Here is a 19541-nt window from a genome sequence, read left to right on the forward strand (position 1 = left end):
TGTCAGCTGAACATCAGCGCGGTCAGCAGGAAATCCAGGCCGAGCACGGCCAGCGACGCCATCACCACGGTCCGCGTGGTGGCGCGTGAAACGCCTTCGGGCGTCGGGTTCGCCTCGAACCCCTGGTACAGCGCGATGAACGTCACCGCAATGCCAAAAATAAAGCTCTTGATCACGCCGTTCAGCACGTCGGCACGCACATCCACGCCGCCCTGCATCTGCGACCAGAACGCGCCGGCATCCACGCCGATCAGCTGCACGCCAACCAGGTAGCCGCCCAGGATGCCCACCGCGCTGAAGATCGCGGCCAGGATCGGCATGGCGATGACACCGGCCCAGAAACGCGGCGCGATCACGCGCTGCAACGGGTTGACGGCCATCATTTCCATGGCGGTCAGCTGCTCGCCAGCCTTCATCAGGCCGATCTCAGCGGTCAGCGACGTGCCGGCGCGGCCCGCGAACAGCAGCGCCGACACCACCGGCCCCAGTTCGCGCACCAGCGACAGCGCCACCAGCAGGCCCAGCGCCTGCTCGGACCCATAGCGGTTCAGCGTGTAGTAGCCCTGCAGGCCCAGCACGAAGCCGACGAACAGGCCCGACACGGCGATGATCACCAGCGACAGGTTGCCGACGAAGAACACCTGGTCGGAAATCAGCCGGAATCGGCGCAGCAGTGCCGGCGACAGCGCCAGCACGGCCAGGAACATGCGCGTGGCACGGCCCAGGCCGCCCACGAACTGGCGCACCGCGGCGCCGATGGTAGTGAAGAAGCCGGTCAACGCGCGCCTCCGGCCAGGAAATCTTCGGCCAGCGTGGGGCCGGCGTAATGGAAAGGTACCGGGCCGTCGGCCTCGGCGTGCACGAACTGGCGCACGAACGGGTCGCTGGACGCCCGCAGGTCCTCCGGCGCGCCTTCGGCGGCAATCCTGCCGTTCGCAATGAAATACACGTAATCGGCGATCTGGAAGGTTTCCTGCACGTCGTGCGAGACGATGATGGTGCTGGCGCCCAGCGCGTCGTTGAGGTCGCGGATCAGGTTGGCCGTCAGGCCGAGCGAGATCGGGTCCAGGCCGGCGAACGGTTCGTCGTACATCAGCAGGGCCGGGTCCAGCGCAATAGCCCGCGCCAGCGCCACGCGCCGCGCCATGCCGCCCGAGATCTGCGCCGGCATCAGGTCGCGCGCCCCGCGCAGCCCCACCGCGTTGAGCTTCATCAGCACCAGATCCCGGATCATCGATTCGGGCAGGTCGGTGTGCTCGCGTAGCGGAAATGCGACGTTGTCGAATACCGACAAGTCAGTGAACAGCGCGCCAAACTGGAACAGCATGCCCATCTGGCGGCGCACCGCGTACAGCGCGGTCTGGTCCATGACATCGATGTCGGCGCCGTTGAACGTCACACGGCCGCGCTGCGGGCGCACCATGCCGCCCACCAGCCGCATCACCGTGGTCTTGCCACAGCCCGAACCGCCCATGACGGCCACCACTTTCCCGCGCGGAAAGCGCATGGAAAGGCCGGATAGGATGGGCTTGTCGCCAGCCGCGTATGCAAAATCGACATCCGCAAGTTCGACGACGTTGGGGCCTGTAAAAGCCTGGCCAGACGGGTTCGGCACGGTAGCGGTCACAATGTCACCGGATTTGGACAGGCCGCCATTATAAGGGCTACTACCTATCGGTCGCCGTCCCGTGTGGTGATCTCACCATTGCATGTCCGACAACAATCCGAGGCATTCGTGTGATGCCTGCCGGACAAAACTTGCCCGGCTGCTCCACTCAGGGCTCGCTGCGCGGACCCGCCTGGCGCAGAATCACCTGCCATTGCACCGATTCCGATCGGATGGCAGTAGCAAAGGCGTCGGGCGAGTCGCGAACTGGCGTAAGGCCGGCAGCCATCAACTGGGCCTGCACGCCGCGCTCGCTGGTCACACTGTCCAGCTCGGTAGCCAGTCGCGCCACGATGGCCCGGGGCGTCTTGGCCGGGGCCATCACGCCATACCAGGCGAGCGCCCCGTAGCCCTCCATGCCCGTTTCCTGCAGCGTCGGCACCTGCGGCGACAGCGGCGAGCGCACCGGCCCGGTCACGCCCAGGATTCTCAGTGCACCCGAGCGCACATGGGTCTGCACCGCAGCCCAGGAACAGAAACAGGCGCTGATCCGGCCGGCGAGCATTTCCTGCACCACCGCACTCTCGCCCTTGGCCATCACCAGCGGCACGCTGGTTGGCATGCCCCGCACCGCGTACTCGGCGTACAGATGCTGCGGGCTGCCCGGCTGGCCATAGCCATAGCTGTACGATGCCGGGCTCGATCGCACAGCCGTGACCCACTGCTGGGGTGTCGTCATCGGCAAATGACCATCGATCACCAGGAACAACGGCATGGCGGCCACCCGCGCCACGGGTGTGAAATCGCGCGTCACGTCATAGGGCACCGGTTCGAGTCCGGGCTGGATCAGCATGTTGGCCTGATGGAACAGCAGCGTGTGGCCGTCGGAACTGGCCTTGGCCACAAGGTCGCCGGCCATGGTGCCCGCCGCGCCTGGACGATTGTCCACGTCGACAGGCACGCCAAGCCGCTGGGATAGCCGTTCGGCCACCAGTCGCGCCACGGCATCGGCAACACCGCCGGCCGGGAACGGCACGATCATGCGCAGCGGCCGGGCGGGGAACGAGACCTGACGGGCCGGCGATTCCGTCCGTGCGGCAGGCGGAATGCTGGCAAGCTGGGCGACCGCGGGAGGCTGAGCGAGGGCCGTCGCCGTGCATAGCGCAACGGCAACCGCACACCCCGTCCATCTGGCAGCGAGTATTGGCAACTTCGCTATACCTCGCCAAAGCCGCATGCAATTGCGTACTTCGGGCATCAATTTCCTCCGGGCCGTACCCACCGCTACGGCACCAAATCGGCTGAAAGGGATTTCGAGGCAGTCTCTTCTTATCTAGTTTGAAGAAATTGTAAGGACATTGCCTGGCAGCGCACAGACCGCGTAAACGCTCTCCGGGCGGACCCCAATGTGAGCGCCCGTATAATCGGCCGATGCCTGAATTCACCCTTCGGCCCATGCGCGCCGCCGACCTGCCCGCCGTGCTTGCCGTCCAGGCGCAGTGCTATGGGGATGCACTGGTGGAGTCCGCCGATGCCCTGGAAAGCCGGCTCACGCTATCTCCCGCCACCTGCTGGGTCGCAGCCCTGTCCGCGCCATCGCAAAACGGCCAATCCAGCCCTGCCCTGGCCGCCTACCTGTTTACCCATGCATGGCCAGAGGCGTCCCTGCCACCCTGGAACGGCCGGCTTGCCCGCGACTGGCCCGATACCGAGCCGCTGACATGGTTCATTCACGACATGGCCGTGGCACCGATCGGGCGCGGCGGGGGACTCGCTACCCGCCTCCACCACGCGGCACGCAACGTGGCGATGCACGACGGACTGCGGGCGTCGCGCCTCATCGCCGTCCAGTCGGCCGATACGTACTGGCGCAGGCTCGGGTACGCACCGCTGACCGCCGGCAGGCATGCAGACAAGCTGGCAGCGTATGGAGAGGGGGCGGTGTTGATGGGGCGTCTACTGTAGCGAGCGGGCTGACTCGCCCTAGGAACGGACCGGGCTTCTTGCTCTATTGTGCGATTAGCCCAGGGACCAAAAAACAAAACCCCCGCAAGCTTTCGCTTACGGGGGTTTTGATTGAACCGGGCGCTGGGGCTTAGCGCGGCAGTTCGGAGTGGCCCATCAGGAATGCGTCCACCGAGCGGGCGGCCTGGCGGCCTTCGCGGATGGCCCAGACCACCAGCGACTGGCCGCGGCGCACGTCGCCTGCGGCGAAGACCTTCGGCACGTTCGTCTGGTAGGCGCGGTCGCCTTCGGTCGATGCCTTGGCGTTCTTGCGCGCGTCGGTGTCCACGCCGAAGGCTTCCAGCATGGAGCCCACGGGGTTCGTGAAGCCCATGGCCAGCAGCACCAGGTCGGCCTTCAGCACGAATTCGCTGCCCGGCACTTCCTGCATCTTGCCGTCCTTCCACTCCACGCGGCAGGCCTTCAGCGCCGTGACCTTGCCGTTCTCGCCGATCAGTTCCTTGGTGGCCACCGACCAGTCGCGCGAGCAGCCTTCGTCATGCGACGACGACGTGCGCAGCTTGATCGGCCAGTACGGCCAGACCAGCGGCTTGTTTTCTTCTTCCGGCGGCTGCGGCAGCAGTTCGAACTGCGTGACCGATTCGGCGCCATGGCGGTTGGACGTGCCGACGCAGTCCGAACCCGTATCGCCGCCGCCAATCACGATCACGTGCTTGCCTTCGGCACGGATCTCGTTGGCGCCGTCGCCGGCCACTTCCTTGTTCTGCGGGATCAGGAATTCCAGCGCGTAGTGGACGCCGGCCAGTTCGCGGCCCGGCACCGGCAGGTCGCGCGGCACTTCCGAGCCGCCCGCCAGCACCACGGCGTCGAACTGGTCCATCAGCGCCTGCGCCGAGATGGTTTCGCGCGCGTAGTTCTTGATGCCGGCCGGCAGCGCGCCGTCGGTCACCATCACGCCCGCACGGAAGGTCACGCCTTCGGCCTGCATCTGCTCGATGCGGCGGTCGATCAGGTCCTTCTCCATCTTGAAGTCGGGGATGCCGTAGCGCAGCAGGCCGCCGATGCGGTCGTTCTTCTCGAACACGGTCACGTCGTGGCCGGCGCGCGCCAGTTGCTGCGCGGCTGCCATGCCAGCGGGGCCCGAGCCGACCACGGCCACGGTCTTGCCGGTCTTGTGCTTCGGCACCTGCGGCGCCACCCAGCCTTCTTCCCAGGCCTTGTCGATGATCGCGTGCTCGATCGACTTGATGCCCACCGGCAGCTCGTTGATGCCCAGCGTGCAGGCAGCCTCGCACGGCGCCGGGCAGATACGGCCCGTGAACTCGGGGAAGTTGTTGGTCTGGTGCAGGACTTCGATCGCGGACTTCCAGTCCTGGCGGTACACCAGGTCATTGAAGTCGGGAATGATGTTGTTGACCGGGCAGCCGTTGTTGCAGAACGGGATACCGCAGTCCATGCAGCGGGCACCCTGGACCTTCGCTTCGCTGTCGGAGAGCGCGAACACGAATTCCTTGTAGTGCTTCACGCGCTTGACTACCGGTTCGTAGCCTTCGTTCTGGCGCGGAAATTCGAGAAAGCCTGTCGCCTTACCCATGTTGCATCCTTGGTCTTGCTGGCGCGAGGCGGCCGGGCCGGCCTCGCTTGGGGTCAGTATCTTGTTGGCGCCGCAGCCGTTGCCGCGGCGCCTCTCGTGGTGTGGCTGCCGGTCAGGCGGCTACCGCTTCGCGGTCGCTGTCGCGGGCTGCCTGTTCCTTTTCGAACATCTCGCCCAGGGCGCGCTTGTACTCGGTCGGGAAGACCTTGACGAACTTGCGGCGAGCCGTGGTCCAGTCGGCCAGCAGCGCCTTGGCGCGCTCCGAACCGGTGTAGCGGAAATGCTGCTCGATCAGGTTGCGCAGGATCACTTCGTCCAGCTGGCGCGTGCCGTTGAACTTGTGCCATTGCGATTCCGGCTGGCCCTTCTGCTGGTCGGCCGACGCGAGCACCGCCTCCAGCGCCACCATCGACGTATTGCAACGCTTGTCGAACAGGCCGTCCTCGTCATAGACGTAGGCCACGCCGCCCGACATGCCGGCCGCGAAGTTGCGGCCCGTGCCGCCCAGCACGACCACGGTACCGCCGGTCATGTATTCGCAGCCATGGTCGCCGGTGCCTTCCACCACGGCGGTGGCACCCGAGTTACGGACCGCGAAACGCTCGCCGCCCACGCCGTTGAAGAACGCCTCGCCAGCCAGCGCGCCGTACAGCACGGTGTTGCCCACGATGATGTTGCGGGTCGGGTCGCCACGGAATTCGTGCGGTGCGCGCACGATCACGCGGCCGCCGGACAGGCCCTTGCCCACGTAGTCGTTGGCGTCGCCCACCAGGTCCATCGTGATGCCGTGCGCCAGGAACGCGGCAAACGACTGGCCGGCCGTGCCCTGGAACTGGATGTGGATCGTGTCGTCGGGCAGGCCCTCGTGGCCGTACTGCTTGGCCACCACGCCGGACAGCATCGCGCCCACCGTGCGGTTCACGTTCTTGACCGGCTGGATGAACGACACGCGCTCACCCTTGTCGATGGCCGGGCGCGCCTTGGCGATCAGCGTGTGGTCCAGCGCCTTGCCGGCTTCCACCGACAGGCCGTGATCCTGCACGTCGGTGTGGTAGCGCGGCACGTCGGCCGGGATCGGTGCCTGGAAGAAGATACGGCTGAAGTCCAGGCCGCGTGCCTTCCAGTGTTCGATGCCGTGACGGATGTCGAGCAGGTCGGCGCGGCCGATCAGTTCGTCGAACGTGCGGATGCCCAGCTGGGCCATGATTTCACGCGCTTCTTCCGCAACGAAGAAGAAGAAGTTCACCACGTGCTCGGGCTTGCCCTGGAATTTCTTGCGCAGCGCCGGATCCTGCGTGGCCACGCCCACCGGGCAGGTGTTCAGGTGGCACTTGCGCATCATGATGCAGCCCTCGGCCACCAGCGGCGCGGTGGCGAAGCCGAACTCGTCCGCACCCAGCAGCGCGCCGATCACCACGTCGCGGCCGGTCTTCATCTGGCCGTCGGCCTGCACGCGGATGCGGTTGCGCAGGCCGTTCAGCATCAGCGTCTGCTGCGTTTCGGCCAGGCCCAGTTCCCACGGCGAACCGGCGTACTTGATCGACGACCACGGCGATGCGCCGGTGCCGCCGTCATGGCCGGCGATCACCACGTGATCGGCCTTGGCCTTGGCCACGCCGGCGGCCACGGTACCCACGCCCACTTCGGACACCAGCTTGACCGAGATGTCCGCCACCGGGTTCACGTTCTTCAGGTCGTGGATCAGCTGCGCCAGATCCTCGATCGAGTAGATGTCGTGGTGCGGCGGCGGCGAGATCAGGCCCACGCCCGGCACCGAGTAGCGCAGCTTGCCGATGTAGTCGGACACCTTGTGGCCCGGCAGCTGGCCGCCTTCGCCCGGCTTGGCGCCCTGCGCCATCTTGATCTGGATCTGGTCGGCCGATGCCAGGTATTCGGCGGTCACGCCGAAACGGCCCGACGCCACCTGCTTGATCTTCGAGCGCAGCGAATCGCCGGCCTGGAGCTCCAGGTCTTTCTCGATCACGTGGTCGCCGAGGATGCTCTTGAGCGAGTCGCCCTGCTTGATGGGGATGCCGCGCAGTTCGTTGCGATAACGCTTCTCGTCCTCGCCGCCTTCGCCGGTGTTCGACTTGCCGCCGATGCGGTTCATCGCCACGGCCAGCGTGGCGTGGGCTTCGGTCGAGATCGAGCCGAGCGACATGGCGCCCGTGGCAAAACGCTTGACGATTTCCTTGGCCGGCTCCACTTCTTCCAGCGGAATCGCGCGGGCCGGGTCGACCTTGAACTCGAACAGGCCGCGCAGCGTCATGTGACGGCGGCTCTGGTCGTTGATGATGTTGGCGTATTCCTTGTACGTCTGGTACTGGCCGCGGCCATCGTCGGCGCGCACCGAGTGCTGCAGCTTTGCGATGGAGTCCGGCGTCCACATGTGTTCTTCACCGCGCACACGGAACGCGTACTCGCCGCCGGCGTCGAGCATGTTGCTCAGCACCGGGTTGCTGCCGAATGCGTCGGTATGCAGACGCAGCGCCTCTTCGGCTACCTCGAAGATGCCGATGCCCTCGACGTTCGACGGCGTGCCGTGGAAGTACTTCTGCACCAGTTCGCGCGACAGGCCGATGGCCTCGAAGATCTGGGCGCCCGTGTACGACATGTACGTGGAGATGCCCATCTTCGACATCACCTTGAACAGGCCCTTGCCGATCGCCTTGACGAAGTTCTTGACCGCCTTTTCCGGCGACAGGTCGCCCGACAGGCCCGAGGCCATGTCGGCCAGCGTTTCCATGGCCAGGTACGGGTGCACGGCTTCGGCGCCGTAGCCGGCCAGCAGCGCGAAGTGATGCACTTCACGGGCCGAGCCGGTTTCGACCACCAGGCCGGCCGACGTGCGCAGGCCCTTTTCCACCAGGTGGTGGTGGATGGCCGACGTGGCCAGCAGCGCCGGAATGGCCACCTGGGTGTCATCGACGCGGCGGTCCGACACGATCAGGATGTTGTAGCCCGAACGCACGGCGTCCACGGCTTCGGCGCACAGCGATGCCAGGCGGGCCTCGATGCCTTCCTTGCCCCACGCCACCGGGTAGCAGATGTTCAGTTCGTACGAACGGAACTTGCCGCCGGTGTAGTGCTCGATGTTGCGGATCTTGGCGATGTCCTTGAAGTCCAGCACCGGCTGGGACACTTCGAGGCGCATCGGCGGGTTGATGTTGTTCAGTTCCAGCAGGTTCGGCTTCGGACCGATGAACGACACCAGCGACATGACCATGTTCTCGCGGATCGGGTCGATGGGCGGGTTGGTCACCTGCGCGAACAGCTGGCGGAAGTAGTGGTACAGCGTCTTGTTCTTCGACGACAGCACGGCCAGGGGCGAGTCGTTGCCCATCGAGCCCGTGGCTTCCTCGCCGGCCAGCGCCATCGGCGCCATCAGGAACTTGACGTCTTCCTGCGTGTAGCCGAACGCCTGCTGGCGGTCCAGCAGCGGCGACACCGGCTTCTTCTCGGCGGCCACGTCTTCCGGCTTGGCTTCCAGCTCGTCGAGCTTGATGCGCACGGCGTCGATCCAGCTCTTGTACGGCTTGGCGTTGGCCAGGTTGTCCTTGAGTTCCTTGTCGTCGATGATACGGCCCTGCTCCATGTCGATCAGGAACATCTTGCCCGGCTGCAGGCGCCACTTGTTGACGATGCGCGACTCGGGGAACGGCAGCACGCCGGCTTCCGACGCCAGCACGACGAAGTCGTCGTCGGTCACGTAGAAGCGGGCCGGACGCAGGCCGTTACGGTCCAGCGTGGCACCGATCTGGCGGCCGTCGGTGAAGCAGATGGCGGCGGGGCCGTCCCACGGCTCCATCATCGCGGCGTGGTACTCGTAGAAGGCGCGACGGTTGTCGTCCATCAGCGTGTGCTGTTCCCAGGCTTCCGGGATCATCATCATCATCGCGTGGACGAGCGGGTAGCCCGCCATCGTCAGCAGTTCGAGGCAGTTGTCGAACGATGCCGTATCCGACTGGCCCGGATAGATCAGCGGCCACAGCTTGGGCAGGTCGTCGCCCAGCACCGGCGACGAGATCGCGCCGGTCCGTGCGTTGACCCAGTTCACGTTGCCCTTGACCGTGTTGATTTCGCCGTTGTGGGCGACCATGCGGTACGGGTGGGCCAGTTCCCAGGCCGGGAACGTGTTGGTCGAGAAACGCTGGTGCACCAGGGCCAGGGCCGAGACGGCGCGCGGGTCCTGCAGGTCCAGGTAGTACTCGCCCACCTGGTTGGCCAGCAGCAGGCCCTTGTACACGACGGTACGGGCCGACATCGACGGCACGAAGTACTCCTTGCCGTGCTTGAGCTTGAGTGCCTGGATGGCGTGGCTGGCCGTCTTGCGGATCACGTAGAGCTTACGTTCCAGCGCGTCCGTGGTCATGATGTCGCGGCCACGACCGATGAAGATCTGGCGGATCACCGGCTCGGTGGTGCGCACGGTCGGGGACATCGGCATGTTGCAGTCCACCGGCACGTCGCGCCAGCCCAGTACGACCTGGCCTTCCAGGCGCACGGTGCGCTCGAGCTCCTGCTCGCAGGCCAGGCGCGAGGCGTGTTCCTTCGGCAGGAAGATCATGCCGACGCCGTATTCGCCGTTGGGCGGCAGCGTCACGCCCTGCTTGGCCATTTCTTCGCGGTAGAACTGGTCCGGGATCTGGATCAGGATACCGGCGCCGTCGCCCATCAGCGCGTCTGCGCCGACTGCGCCCCGGTGGTCCAGGTTCTCAAGGATCTTCAGACCCTGCGAAATGATCTCGTGGGATTTCTTGCCCTTGATATGCGCCACCATGCCGACGCCGCAGGCGTCATGCTCGTTGGTGGGGTCGTACAGGCCCTGGGCCTGGGAGCGGGCGGCGAGATCGGAAGATTGTTGCGAGTGGTCCACGGGCTGAATTCCGGTGAAGGCTGCGCAGCCAGCAAGGGCATAGACCGAACGGGATGGGCTGTCGCGGGGGGCCTCTTGATCGGGCGTGGCAGACAGCTGGGACCGCAGCGGCGTACACGAGCGTGACGCGCCGCACAATGACTGTGGGTGCAGCAACTATAAGAGAATCGTCCGAGCCTCGCAAAATTATTAAATGGGGTCAGAACACATTAAATATTGCACCATCGCGGCCGCCATTTTAAATGGGGACACATTACTTTACCGGCATTTTTGCACTGATATGGTGCACTCCATCAGCTCTCCAGCGTGGAGTCGGCCTCTCCGCCCTCAGCATCCGAAATAACCGACTTCCTTGGTCGGCCTTTAGGTAGCGGCTGGACGCGCCGCGTGGCGTGACGCTCAAGTTGCATCAGGAAGGCATCGCTGCCCAGAGGCCAGCCACTATGCGCATGCTTCTGCAGCGTGGCGAGCGTGCGGCCGGACAAACCCTCGGCCGTCAATGCGCGGTAGTTGGACTGCCGCTCGAACGGCGTATTGCCCAGGTCCCAGTAAATGGAGTGATCACTCACAATCGGATGGGATTCGAAGCCAGCGTGGTGCCGATAGCTGCTCCAGCGATCTGCCTCGGGCGCCGTCACGTCGCCGGCGCGCACGGCATTGCCTTCCGTATAGAGCATGGCCGGCAGCAGCCAGGTCTCGGGCTCGATGACCGCCGATCGGAAGCGGCCCTCCCAGAGGGTGCCCGTGCGATCGGCCACGCGGTTGAAATGGCGGGCGTAGCGGCGCCCTACCGCCTGCATGGTCAGGCTCAGCGAATCGGGGCCCTTCGGGGTCGCCACCAGATGGATATGGTTGGGCCGCAGCGCATAGGCGTGGATGGCCAGCTCATGCTCGCGAGCCGCCATGCGCAGGCAATCGAGGTAGTGCAGGTAGTCGTCGGTACCCAGAAAGACGGACTGGCGATTGTTGCCGCGCTGCAACACCATGGCCGGCAGGCCGGGGGGGGAGAAACGGGGAAGGCGGGCCATCGGGCATCCCGGATAAAAGATGCCCGCATGATAACCTGATCTGTCCCCGTTTTTTTGGCGGACTGCCTTCAGCTCAACCGATCGAGTTGCTCTCGCTGACCGCGAAGATGCGCCGGTGCTCGCGGATGGCATAGCGATCGGTCATGCCGGCGATGTAGTGGGCGATCAGGCGCGGCTGGTCGGCGCCGTGGCCAGCCTGGTACTGGGGCGGCAGCAGACGCGAATCCTGCATGAAGGCGCCGAACAGGTCGGTGATGATGCGCTGCGCCTTGGCCGACATGCGCATGACCAGGTAATGCCGGTACAGGTGGCGGAACAGGAAACGCTTCAGCGCCGCGGCTTCCTCGTGGATCTTCGGGCTGAACGAGACCAGCGGCCCGGCAGCGCGCACGTCGGCAATCGACTTCGGATTGGCGGCGGCGATATTGCGGCCGGTGGTCTCGATCAGATCGACGATCAGCGTATTGATCATGCGCCGGACCGTCTCGTTGATCGCCCGGCGCCCGTTGATGCCCGGGAACGCCGCTGCCACCTCTGCGCGATGGCGGCCCCACATCGGCACTTCGTCCAGCTGCTCCAGCGTCAGCAGTCCAGAGCGCAGGCCATCGTCGATATCGTGGTTGTTGTAGGCGATCTCGTCGGCCAGATTGGCCAGTTGAGCCTCGAGCGACGGCTGCGCGCCCTCCAGGAAACGCCGCCCCAGCTCGCCCAGCGCCGCCGCATTGACGCGCGAGCAATGCTTGAGAATGCCTTCGCGCGTCTCGAACGTCAGGTTCAGCCCGTTGAAGCCGCCGTACCGTTCCTCCAGCTCGTCGACCACCAGCAGGCTCTGCAGGTTGTGCTCGAATCCGCCATGGTTCTTCATGCAGCCGTTCAGCGCGTCCTGTCCGGCGTGGCCAAACGGCGTGTGGCCCAGATCGTGGGCCAGCGAGATCGCCTCGACCAGATCCTCGTTGAGCCGCAGGTTGCGCGCGATGGAGCGGGCGATCTGCGCCACCTCCAGGCTGTGCGTCAGCCGCGTGCGGAACAGGTCGCCCTCGTGGTTGACGAAGACCTGCGTCTTGTATTCGAGCCGGCGGAAGGCCGTGCTGTGGATCACGCGGTCGCGGTCGCGCTGGAATTCACTGCGCGAGGACGAGGCCGGTTCGGCATGCACCCGGCCGCGCGTCCTGGCGGAGCGCGCGGCATAAGGGGCGAGATGGGCTTCGAGGTCAGTCGCTGGAGCGGTGGTCATGCGGGCAATCCGTTATTCCGTTGCTGGTTCAGGGTTGCAAGGCATAACCTGGCGCTTACGCGACCGGTGCCTCTGCGGGAGGTTTCAGGACGGCGTGGCGCAGCGTGTCACGCAGATCCGGATCCGGTACGGTGGTAATGAACGCCTCGCCAAGCCCGCGCAGCAGAATGAACTTGATGCTGCCGGCCTCGGCCTTCTTGTCCACCTTCATCAGTTCGATATAGCGGTCGATGCCCAGGTCCGGCGCCACCACGGGCAGCATCGCCGCCTGCGTCAGCGTACGGATGCGCGCGCGGGTCTCGACGTCGATGAATCCCAGCCGATGCGAAAGATCGGCCGCCATCACCATGCCGCAGCCCACCGCCTCGCCGTGGAGCCACTCGCCATAGCCCATGCCGGCTTCGATGGCATGGCCGAACGTGTGTCCGAAATTCAGAATCGCCCGTAGGCCGCCTTCGCGCTCGTCCTGGGCCACCACGCCGGCCTTGATCTCGCACGAGCGCCGCACCGCCTCGGCCATCATGCCATTGTCGCAGGCATTGAGCGCGGCGATGTTGTCCTCGATCCAGGCAAAGTAATCCGCATCGGCAATCGCGCCGTGCTTGATCACCTCGGCCAGGCCGGCGGCCAGCTCGCGCGGCGGCAGCGTCTTCAGCGTGTCGATGTCGGCAATGACCGCGTTGGGCTGGTGGAACGCCCCGATCATGTTCTTGCCGAGCGGGTGGTTGATGCCGGTCTTGCCGCCGACCGACGAATCCACCTGTGACAGCAGCGTGGTCGGCATCTGGACAAACGGCACGCCGCGCATGTAGCAGGCGGCGGCAAAGCCGGTCATGTCGCCCACCACGCCGCCGCCCAGCGCGATCAGCGTGGTCTTGCGGTCGGCGCCCGCCTGCAGCAGTGCATCGAAAATCAGGTTCAGCGTTTCCCACTGCTTGAAGCGTTCGCCGTCCGGCAGCACTACCGTCCGGACGGTCTTGCCCAGGCCGGCCAGCACGGCTTCGACGCGGGCCGCATACAGCGGGCCGACGGTCTCGTTGGTGACGATGACGGCATGCTGGCCGCGCACGTGCGGCTGCAGCAGGTCGGCGCGGTCCAGCAGGCCGCCGCCGATATGAATGGGGTAGCTACGCGCCCCGAGATCGACTTCCAGCGTGATCATGAATGGGTGTCCTGCGCCGGCTGCCCGGCCACCGGATCGGTGTCGGGCACCGCTTCCACGGACGGAAACGTGAAGCCGGCCATTTCGAGTTGCATGAGAACCATATTAGCAAGCTGGGCCACGGTCGGCTTGCCGGTTTCGATAATGAAATCCGCCACTTCGCGGTAGAGCGGGTCGCGCTGGGCGTAGAGCGCCTCCAGCCGGCCTTTCGGGTCTTCGGTCTGGAGCAGCGGACGGTTGCGGTCGTGGCGCGTACGCAGCCACAGGTCATGCGGACTCGCGCGCAGGTAGACCACGGTGCCGTTGGCTTTCAGGGCCGCCCGGTTGGCTTCGCGCAGCACGGCGCCGCCGCCCGTGGCCAGCACGATGCCGGTGCGGCCGGTCAGCTCGGCAATCATCTGCTCTTCGCGGTCCCGGAACCCGGTCTCGCCCTCGTGCTCGAAAATCACCGGAATCTTCACGCCGCAACGCGCTTCGAGCTCGTGGTCGGAGTCGAAGAACGGGTAGTCGAGGCGTCGGGCCACCGAGCGGCCGACGGTGGTCTTGCCGGCGCCCATCAGGCCAACAAAGAAAAGATTCGGGCGATTGGCTGTCACTGGACTGTCTTGCGCGAAAAGGCTCGGGGCATCTGGCACGCCGCCCGGGCCACCTCGCTGGCGTGATTCATACGCCATTGTGCATCATTGCGGTCCGGTTCCGGCTGGCCGTCGGTTCCGCCAACGATGCCGCGAAAAGGAAAAAGGCCGCGTCGCATACCGACGCGGCCTGCCAGTCTACTGCATCCGGGCGCCCTGCTGCACCCGAACGATGTTATTTCAACGATACGCTGTCGTTCAGGATACGCGGCGTCAGGAACACCAGCAGTTCGGTCCGGTTGTTGACCTTGGCGTTGTTCTTGAACAGGTTGCCCAGCACCGGGATATCGCCCAGCCAGGGCACCTTGTTGACGGTATTCGACTCGTCCTGGCTGTAGATGCCGCCGATCACCACGGTGCCGCCGTTCTCTACCAGCACCTGCGTCTGCACGTGCTTGGTGTCGATGGCGAAGCCGTTGACGGTCTGGATACCCACGCTGTCCTTGTTGACGTCGACGTCCAGCAGCACGTTGCCTTCCGGCGTGATCTGCGGCGTGACCTCCAGCTTCAGGTTCGCCTTGCGGAACTGGACCGACGTGGCGCCGCTCGACGTGGCAGACTGGTACGGCAGTTCGGTACCCTGCTCGATCAGCGCCTTGATGTTGTTGGCGGTCACCACACGCGGGCTGGAGATGATCTTGCCCTTGCCGTCGGCTTCCAGCGCGGACAGTTCCACATCCAGGAACCGGCCTGCTGCGGCATTGAAGATGCTGAATGCCGCAGTGGCCGGATTCGTGCCGTTGATGGCCGCTGCCGGCAGGCTCAGGGCCGGCGACAGGTCGTTCGTGGCACCCGGCAGCGAATTGCCATAGTTGCTGCTCAGCGAACTGCCCGCCTTCGGCAAGGCAAAGCCCAGCTTCACACCGAGGTTACGGCTGAAGGTGTCGCTCGCCTCGACGATACGTGCCTCGATGATCACCTGGCGCACCGGAATATCGATCTTCTGCAGAAATCCCTGCACTTCCTCTAGCTTCGAACCGATGTCGGACACGAACAGCTGGTTGGTACGCGGGTCCGCCGTCAGCGAGCCACGCTTGGACAGCATGCGCGTGACGCCTGCAGCACCCGCCCCGCCGCCAGCCGCCGGGACCGCCGATCCGCCACCGGAACCACCGGTGACCGCCAGGCCCAGCAGCATGCGGCGTACATCGTCGGCACGCTGGTAGTTGAGCTGGAACACCTGGCTGCGGATCGGTTCAAGCTCGTTGATCTGCTGCTGCGCTTCGAGCTCGAGCTTTTCCTTCGTGGCCAGCTCGGCCTTGGGCGCCACCCACAGCACGTTGCCGTTGCGGCGCGAAGCCAGCCCCTTGGAATCGAGCACGATCTGCAGCGCCTGATCCCACGGCACATCCTTCAGGCGCAGCGTCAGGTTGCCCTGCACGGTGTCGCTGGTGATGATGTTCAGGTTCGTGAAGTCGGCAAAGACCTGCAGCAGCGAACGGATGTCGATGTTCTGGAAGTTCAGCGACAGGCGCTCGCCCCGGTAGCCCTGGCCGGAGATCAGCTTGTTCGGGTCTTCCTTGACCTGGCGCACCTCGACCACGAACTGGTTGTCCGTCTGGTACGAGCTGTATTCCCAGTTGCCGCGCGGCTCGATCGTCAGCCGTGCGGCGCCGTTGGCGTCGGTGGCGCGCATGGCCTGCACCGGCGTGCCGAAGTCGGTCACGTCGAAGCGGCGGCGCAGGTCGTTCGGCAGCCCGGTGCCAATGAAGTCGACCACCAGATTCTGGCCCTGCTGCTGGATATTGACGCCCGAATCGCGCGACGACAGGTCCACCACCACGCGGCCCGAACCGTCGCTGCCACGCCGGAAGTCGATATTGCGGATCAGCGTGCGGTTGGCCGACACGGGCTGCATCGCGGGCGCCGCCGGCGCGAACGTCGGCGCGGCCGCGGCCGCCGACTGCGTCACGTTGTCCATCAGCACTACGAACTGCTTGCCGCGCATTTCCGTGCGATACGTGGCATTGCGGGCCAGGTTCAGCACCACGCGGGTGCGGTCCCCGATCTGCATCACGTTCGCGCTCTTGAGCAGCTTGCCGGCGTATTCATACTGCGCCCGGCCCTGTGCGAATCCCGTATCGAAGAAATCGATCGCGATCTTTGCAGGATTCTGCGTGGAGAAGTCCACCGGCTTCTGCGCAAGCGGACCTTGCAGGTCGACCGTGAAAACGGTCTGCTCGCCAACCACGTTGGCTTCCACCCGCCTGAGCTGGTTGTTTTGTGCCAGTGCGGCCGGAGAGGCCAGCACCAACGCCATCGCTGAGGCGCCCGCAAGCGCCCGGACCCAACGTGCCGTGATCATGCGGATGCCTCCAGCTTCAGGCTGGTCATTTTCTCTTTCCAATCTGAGACCCCTTCCCGAACCAATTCGCGCAACACGATCTCTTGATCGCTGATGCGGACCACCCGGCCATAGCTCTGGCCGAGATACTGACCCACCTTGACGTGATGGATCTTGTTATCTACGCGTACGACACCGTAGGTCTCGCCGTTTTTCTTCAGCATGCCGAGCATCTTGAAGTTCTCCAGCGGATAGTCTTCAAGCGGCTCGTGTCGCCGTCCGGCCTCCGGCGACTCAGACATCGTCTTGTTCAGTTCGCCGATCTTCGTCTGCGCAAACGGTTCCGGCGATGCGCGCCCGCCGTACTCGCGTGGCGTGTACGACTTGACCTCGGGCAACGGTTCCGGCGGCGGGGCCTTGGCGGCGCGTGTCTGCGCCATCCATTGGTGCAGACCATCGTCGTCGCTCTGGCCGCAGCCGGCCAGGGCCGCCACGGCCAGCGCGGCGGCGGCCAGCGCCTGCAGCTTGGCAGGCTGGGGTCGGGTCAGGCGGCTCACTTGGCGCCTCCCTTCTTGTTCTTCGCGGCGGCGTCGGCGGCAGCCTTGCGCTGCGCGGCCTGCTCGTCCGGGTCCAGTGCGCGATAGGCCATCGCCACCCCTTCCATCGACAGCGTGCCGTCCTTGCCGACCGACATGTTCAGGTTACGCATGGAGACGATCCGCGACAGCGCCGCCACGTCGGCGTTGAACAGCGCGACGTCGTGGTAGCGGCCGGTGACCTTCAGGTTGACCGGAATTTCGGCAAAGTACGGCTTGATGGCCGCCGGCTGCGGCTTGAACAGTTCGAACTGGAGACCCCGCGCCACACCGGCGTGGTTGACGTCGGCCAGCAGCGCGTCCATTTCCGTGCTGTTCGGCAATTGCCGCTCGGCGAGCGCCACGCGTTTTTCGACTTCGGCCTTCTGCGTGCGCAGTGCGTCCAGATTGGCCACCTGCGCCACCTTCGACTTGAACTGCTGCTTCAGCTGTTCGTGTTCGGCGTGCTTGCGGTCGAGTTCGTCGCTCTTGTCGCTCCAGTAGAACTGCCAGCCCAGCACCAGCACGATCACGGCCGCCAGGATCGAGAACAGCACGCGGGGGGCGGCCGGCCAGGTTTCGGGCTCGTTCAGGTTCAGGCCACGGAACTGCGTGGTCAGGTCCTGCAGGGAGATATTGGAATTCAGCGCCATGATCAGACGTTGCCTCCCGCCGGCTTGGCCGCGGCAGCCGACGCGCCTGCCCGCTTCTTGTCAGCCGGTTGCTCCGGCGCGCGATAGGCGAAACGCATCGAGAAATCGAACAGCCGGCGCTGTTCGCGCAGGTTGTTGGTCATCATGATGGCCTTCGACTCCACCAGCTCGGCGTGGTCCAGCCATTGCACCTGGCTGAAGTTGCGCAGCAGTTCCGACACGCGTTCGTTGGACTGCGCCACACCGGTGATGACGAACGTGTCCCCCGACTGCTTGAGCGTGGTCAGGTACACGCCCTCGGGTACCTGGCGCACCAGTTCCTCAAGCAGCTGCACGGGCATGTTGCGCTCGGCCTGCAGGCTTTCGATGGCGCGCTGGCGATCCAGCAGCGCCTCGATGTCCTTCTTGAGCGTCGTGACCTCCCTGATCTGCCCGTCCATGCGGGCATTCTCGGCCGTCAGCGTCTGATTGAGATGGGTCATCTCATCGATCTTGGAATCGATGTAGAAGCCGCCGATCAGCACCACGAGCGCGCCCGCGCCCGCCGCACCGCCCAGCATGCTGTAGACCTTCTTGCGCCGGGCTGCCTTGCGCGCCTCGTGATACGGCAGCAGGTTGACCGACGGAACGGTATTCGTCGTCGTGGACATGCGGGTCCCCCCGGTGACTTATTGGAGGCCGCGCAGCGCCAGTCCCGCACTGACGATGTAGGCAGGCAGGTCGCGCTGGAGATAGCGCTCGTTGACCTTGCCGGCGGTCGTCATGTTTGCGAAGGGATTGGCCAGCGTGGTCGTGATCTGCGTCTGTTGCTGGATCGCCGCCTGGACACCCAGCAGCGAGGCGTGCCCGCCGGAGAGCAGGATCTCGTCGACGCGGCCGAGGCTGGAGCTGGCGATGAAGTTGCCGATGGCGCCCTGCACCTCCATGGCCAGCGCCTCCAGCGACGGCTTGAGCAGTTGCCCTCGCCACGCTTCGGGCAGCGTGTTCTTGCGCTTCTTGATTTCGGCCTTGAGCGCATCGAGCGTGAACATGCGTGCGGCGCTTTGCGTCAGCTGGTCGCCATAGCTGTTCAGCGGCTGCTCGTAGAGTTCCTTCCAGCCCTGGTAGAAGATGGCCTTGGAACGGCTGCCGCCCAGATGGACCACGGCCACCACGGGCAGGTCCTTGGCATCGGTTTCGTTCAGGCCGGCGGGGACGCCAAGCATCTGCACGACCGATCGCTGCACGGCGTACTCTTCCACATCCATCACCTGCGGCTTCAGGCCTGCCAGTTCGGCAGCCGTCACGCGCTCCTGGACACGATCACTGTTGGCAGCCGTGACGCGTACGCCAATGCCGCCTTCGGTTTCGCTGGGACCAATCACCGCGAAGTCGAAATTCACCGCCTGCGACGGCGGATAGAGGCGGTGCGCCTCGGATTCGACCTGCGAATAGAGTTCGTCTTCGGACAGGTTGTCCGGCAGACTGACCGTCTGGGATTCCGTCAGCATGGACGGCACGCCCAGGACCACGTCCCGGGTGCGGATGCCGGCCTTGCCGAGCGCGCGCTTGAGCGCAATCCCGACGGCTTCGATGTTGACCACGTTGCCATCGGCAACGGCGTTGCGGTCCAGCAGTTCGCTGGCGCATTTCTCCAGCCGATAGTCGTTTTTGCCCATCCCAACGGACAGCTCAACGACCTTGACGCTGGACGAACCAATATCCACGCCGACCGTAGTCTGGCGCAGAAGACCCGACAAGATGCCCCGTCGCAAGGTTGACCCCCTGACATTTGAACTCGCCCACGGCATGTCCGCTCTAATGGTGCGAGCCAGTTTCTTGGATGAAACGTTTGCTCTTTTATGTTCGTCGATTCTTACAAAATCCGGAGGCGCTGGCAATGTGCCGGTTTGACCACGCTTTCTTTTTCGGAAGGTCCCCGGGAATCCG

Annotated in this window: 15 protein-coding genes; 1 reads left to right on the forward strand and 14 read right to left on the reverse strand. The window is 65.2% G+C overall.

Annotated elements, in window-relative coordinates:
• Positions 1-2 precede the first annotated feature (2 nt).
• From mlaE to D9X30_RS15075, 3 genes are all read right to left on the reverse strand, one after another.
• Positions 3-779 (reverse strand): lipid asymmetry maintenance ABC transporter permease subunit MlaE, encoded by a 777-nt coding sequence (mlaE, locus tag D9X30_RS15065; RefSeq protein WP_101680505.1) that lies wholly within the window; start codon positions 777-779, stop codon positions 3-5.
• Positions 776-1627 carry an ABC transporter ATP-binding protein gene (locus tag D9X30_RS15070; protein ID WP_249640972.1) on the reverse strand — a complete coding sequence of 284 codons (852 nt, stop codon included), beginning with the start codon at positions 1625-1627 and terminating at the stop codon, positions 776-778. The genes mlaE and D9X30_RS15070 overlap by 4 nt, the downstream gene beginning before the upstream one ends.
• A 148-nt stretch (positions 1628-1775) precedes the next feature.
• The gene (locus tag D9X30_RS15075; RefSeq protein WP_153949108.1) at positions 1776-2864 is read right to left on the reverse strand and encodes a Bug family tripartite tricarboxylate transporter substrate binding protein; all 1089 of its coding nucleotides are present in this window, start codon (positions 2862-2864) and stop codon (positions 1776-1778) included.
• A 173-nt stretch (positions 2865-3037) separates the two neighbouring features.
• Between D9X30_RS15075 and D9X30_RS15080 the strand changes: the two genes are divergently transcribed.
• On the forward strand, positions 3038-3571 hold the full coding sequence (locus D9X30_RS15080) for a GNAT family N-acetyltransferase (RefSeq protein ID WP_153949107.1): 534 nt from the start codon (positions 3038-3040) through the stop codon (positions 3569-3571).
• Between the two features lie 130 nt (positions 3572-3701).
• On the opposite strand, the gene D9X30_RS15085 is transcribed toward D9X30_RS15080, so the two are convergent.
• The 11 genes from D9X30_RS15085 to pilM all read right to left on the reverse strand — a co-directional run bounded on the left by D9X30_RS15085 (position 3702) and on the right by pilM (position 19351).
• On the reverse strand, positions 3702-5165 hold the full coding sequence (locus tag D9X30_RS15085; protein WP_153949106.1) for a glutamate synthase subunit beta: 1464 nt from the start codon (positions 5163-5165) through the stop codon (positions 3702-3704).
• A gap of 112 nt (positions 5166-5277) precedes the next feature.
• Positions 5278-9945 carry a glutamate synthase-related protein gene (locus D9X30_RS15090; protein WP_194946570.1) on the reverse strand — a complete coding sequence of 1556 codons (4668 nt, stop codon included), beginning with the start codon at positions 9943-9945 and terminating at the stop codon, positions 5278-5280.
• A 389-nt stretch (positions 9946-10334) separates the two neighbouring features.
• Positions 10335-11069 carry a transposase gene (locus tag D9X30_RS15095; protein WP_153949105.1) on the reverse strand — a complete coding sequence of 245 codons (735 nt, stop codon included), beginning with the start codon at positions 11067-11069 and terminating at the stop codon, positions 10335-10337.
• A gap of 73 nt (positions 11070-11142) precedes the next feature.
• Complete coding sequence (locus D9X30_RS15100) at positions 11143-12303, reverse strand: deoxyguanosinetriphosphate triphosphohydrolase (RefSeq protein ID WP_153949104.1); 1161 nt, start codon at positions 12301-12303, stop codon at positions 11143-11145.
• A gap of 55 nt (positions 12304-12358) precedes the next feature.
• On the reverse strand, positions 12359-13465 hold the full coding sequence (aroB, locus tag D9X30_RS15105; protein ID WP_153949103.1) for a 3-dehydroquinate synthase: 1107 nt from the start codon (positions 13463-13465) through the stop codon (positions 12359-12361).
• Positions 13462-14061: a shikimate kinase gene (locus D9X30_RS15110; RefSeq protein ID WP_249640973.1), complete on the reverse strand. Its 600-nt coding sequence runs from the start codon at positions 14059-14061 to the stop codon at positions 13462-13464. Before D9X30_RS15110 ends, aroB begins: the two co-directional genes overlap by 4 nt.
• Positions 14062-14275: 214 nt before the next feature.
• Entirely contained in the window at positions 14276-16405 is a 2130-nt protein-coding gene (locus D9X30_RS15115) for a type IV pilus secretin PilQ (RefSeq protein ID WP_153949102.1), read from the reverse strand.
• Complete coding sequence (locus tag D9X30_RS15120) at positions 16402-16941, reverse strand: pilus assembly protein PilP (protein WP_249640974.1); 540 nt, start codon at positions 16939-16941, stop codon at positions 16402-16404. The genes D9X30_RS15115 and D9X30_RS15120 overlap by 4 nt, the downstream gene beginning before the upstream one ends.
• Positions 16938-17612, reverse strand: coding sequence for a type IV pilus inner membrane component PilO (locus D9X30_RS15125; RefSeq protein WP_153949101.1), 675 nt, complete (start codon positions 17610-17612; stop codon positions 16938-16940). The genes D9X30_RS15120 and D9X30_RS15125 overlap by 4 nt, the downstream gene beginning before the upstream one ends.
• 2 nt (positions 17613-17614) lie before the next feature.
• Positions 17615-18262: a PilN domain-containing protein gene (locus D9X30_RS15130; protein ID WP_153949100.1), complete on the reverse strand. Its 648-nt coding sequence runs from the start codon at positions 18260-18262 to the stop codon at positions 17615-17617.
• Positions 18263-18280: 18 nt separating this feature from the next.
• Positions 18281-19351, reverse strand: coding sequence for a type IV pilus assembly protein PilM (pilM, locus tag D9X30_RS15135; RefSeq protein ID WP_153949099.1), 1071 nt, complete (start codon positions 19349-19351; stop codon positions 18281-18283).
• Positions 19352-19541: the final 190 nt, after the last annotated feature.

It is taken from the genome of Cupriavidus sp. U2 (assembly GCF_009663685.2).
GTDB classification, from domain to species: Bacteria; Pseudomonadota; Gammaproteobacteria; order Burkholderiales; family Burkholderiaceae; genus Cupriavidus; species Cupriavidus necator_C.

Excerpts from the sequence above, each read along its gene's own strand:
- D9X30_RS15075 (WP_153949108.1), bottom strand. The coding sequence starts at position 2,864 with ATGCCCGAAGTACGCAATTGCATGCGGCTTTGGCGAGGTATAGCGAAG.
- D9X30_RS15080 (WP_153949107.1), top strand. The coding sequence starts at position 3,038 with ATGCCTGAATTCACCCTTCGGCCCATGCGCGCCGCCGACCTGCCCGCC.
- D9X30_RS15085 (WP_153949106.1), bottom strand. The coding sequence starts at position 5,165 with ATGGGTAAGGCGACAGGCTTTCTCGAATTTCCGCGCCAGAACGAAGGC.
- D9X30_RS15090 (WP_194946570.1), bottom strand. The coding sequence starts at position 9,945 with ATGGTGGCGCATATCAAGGGCAAGAAATCCCACGAGATCATTTCGCAG.
- D9X30_RS15095 (WP_153949105.1), bottom strand. The coding sequence starts at position 11,069 with ATGGCCCGCCTTCCCCGTTTCTCCCCCCCCGGCCTGCCGGCCATGGTG.
- D9X30_RS15100 (WP_153949104.1), bottom strand. The coding sequence starts at position 12,303 with ATGACCACCGCTCCAGCGACTGACCTCGAAGCCCATCTCGCCCCTTAT.
- aroB (WP_153949103.1), bottom strand. The coding sequence starts at position 13,465 with ATGATCACGCTGGAAGTCGATCTCGGGGCGCGTAGCTACCCCATTCAT.
- D9X30_RS15115 (WP_153949102.1), bottom strand. The coding sequence starts at position 16,405 with ATGATCACGGCACGTTGGGTCCGGGCGCTTGCGGGCGCCTCAGCGATG.
- D9X30_RS15125 (WP_153949101.1), bottom strand. The coding sequence starts at position 17,612 with ATGGCGCTGAATTCCAATATCTCCCTGCAGGACCTGACCACGCAGTTC.
- D9X30_RS15130 (WP_153949100.1), bottom strand. The coding sequence starts at position 18,262 with ATGTCCACGACGACGAATACCGTTCCGTCGGTCAACCTGCTGCCGTAT.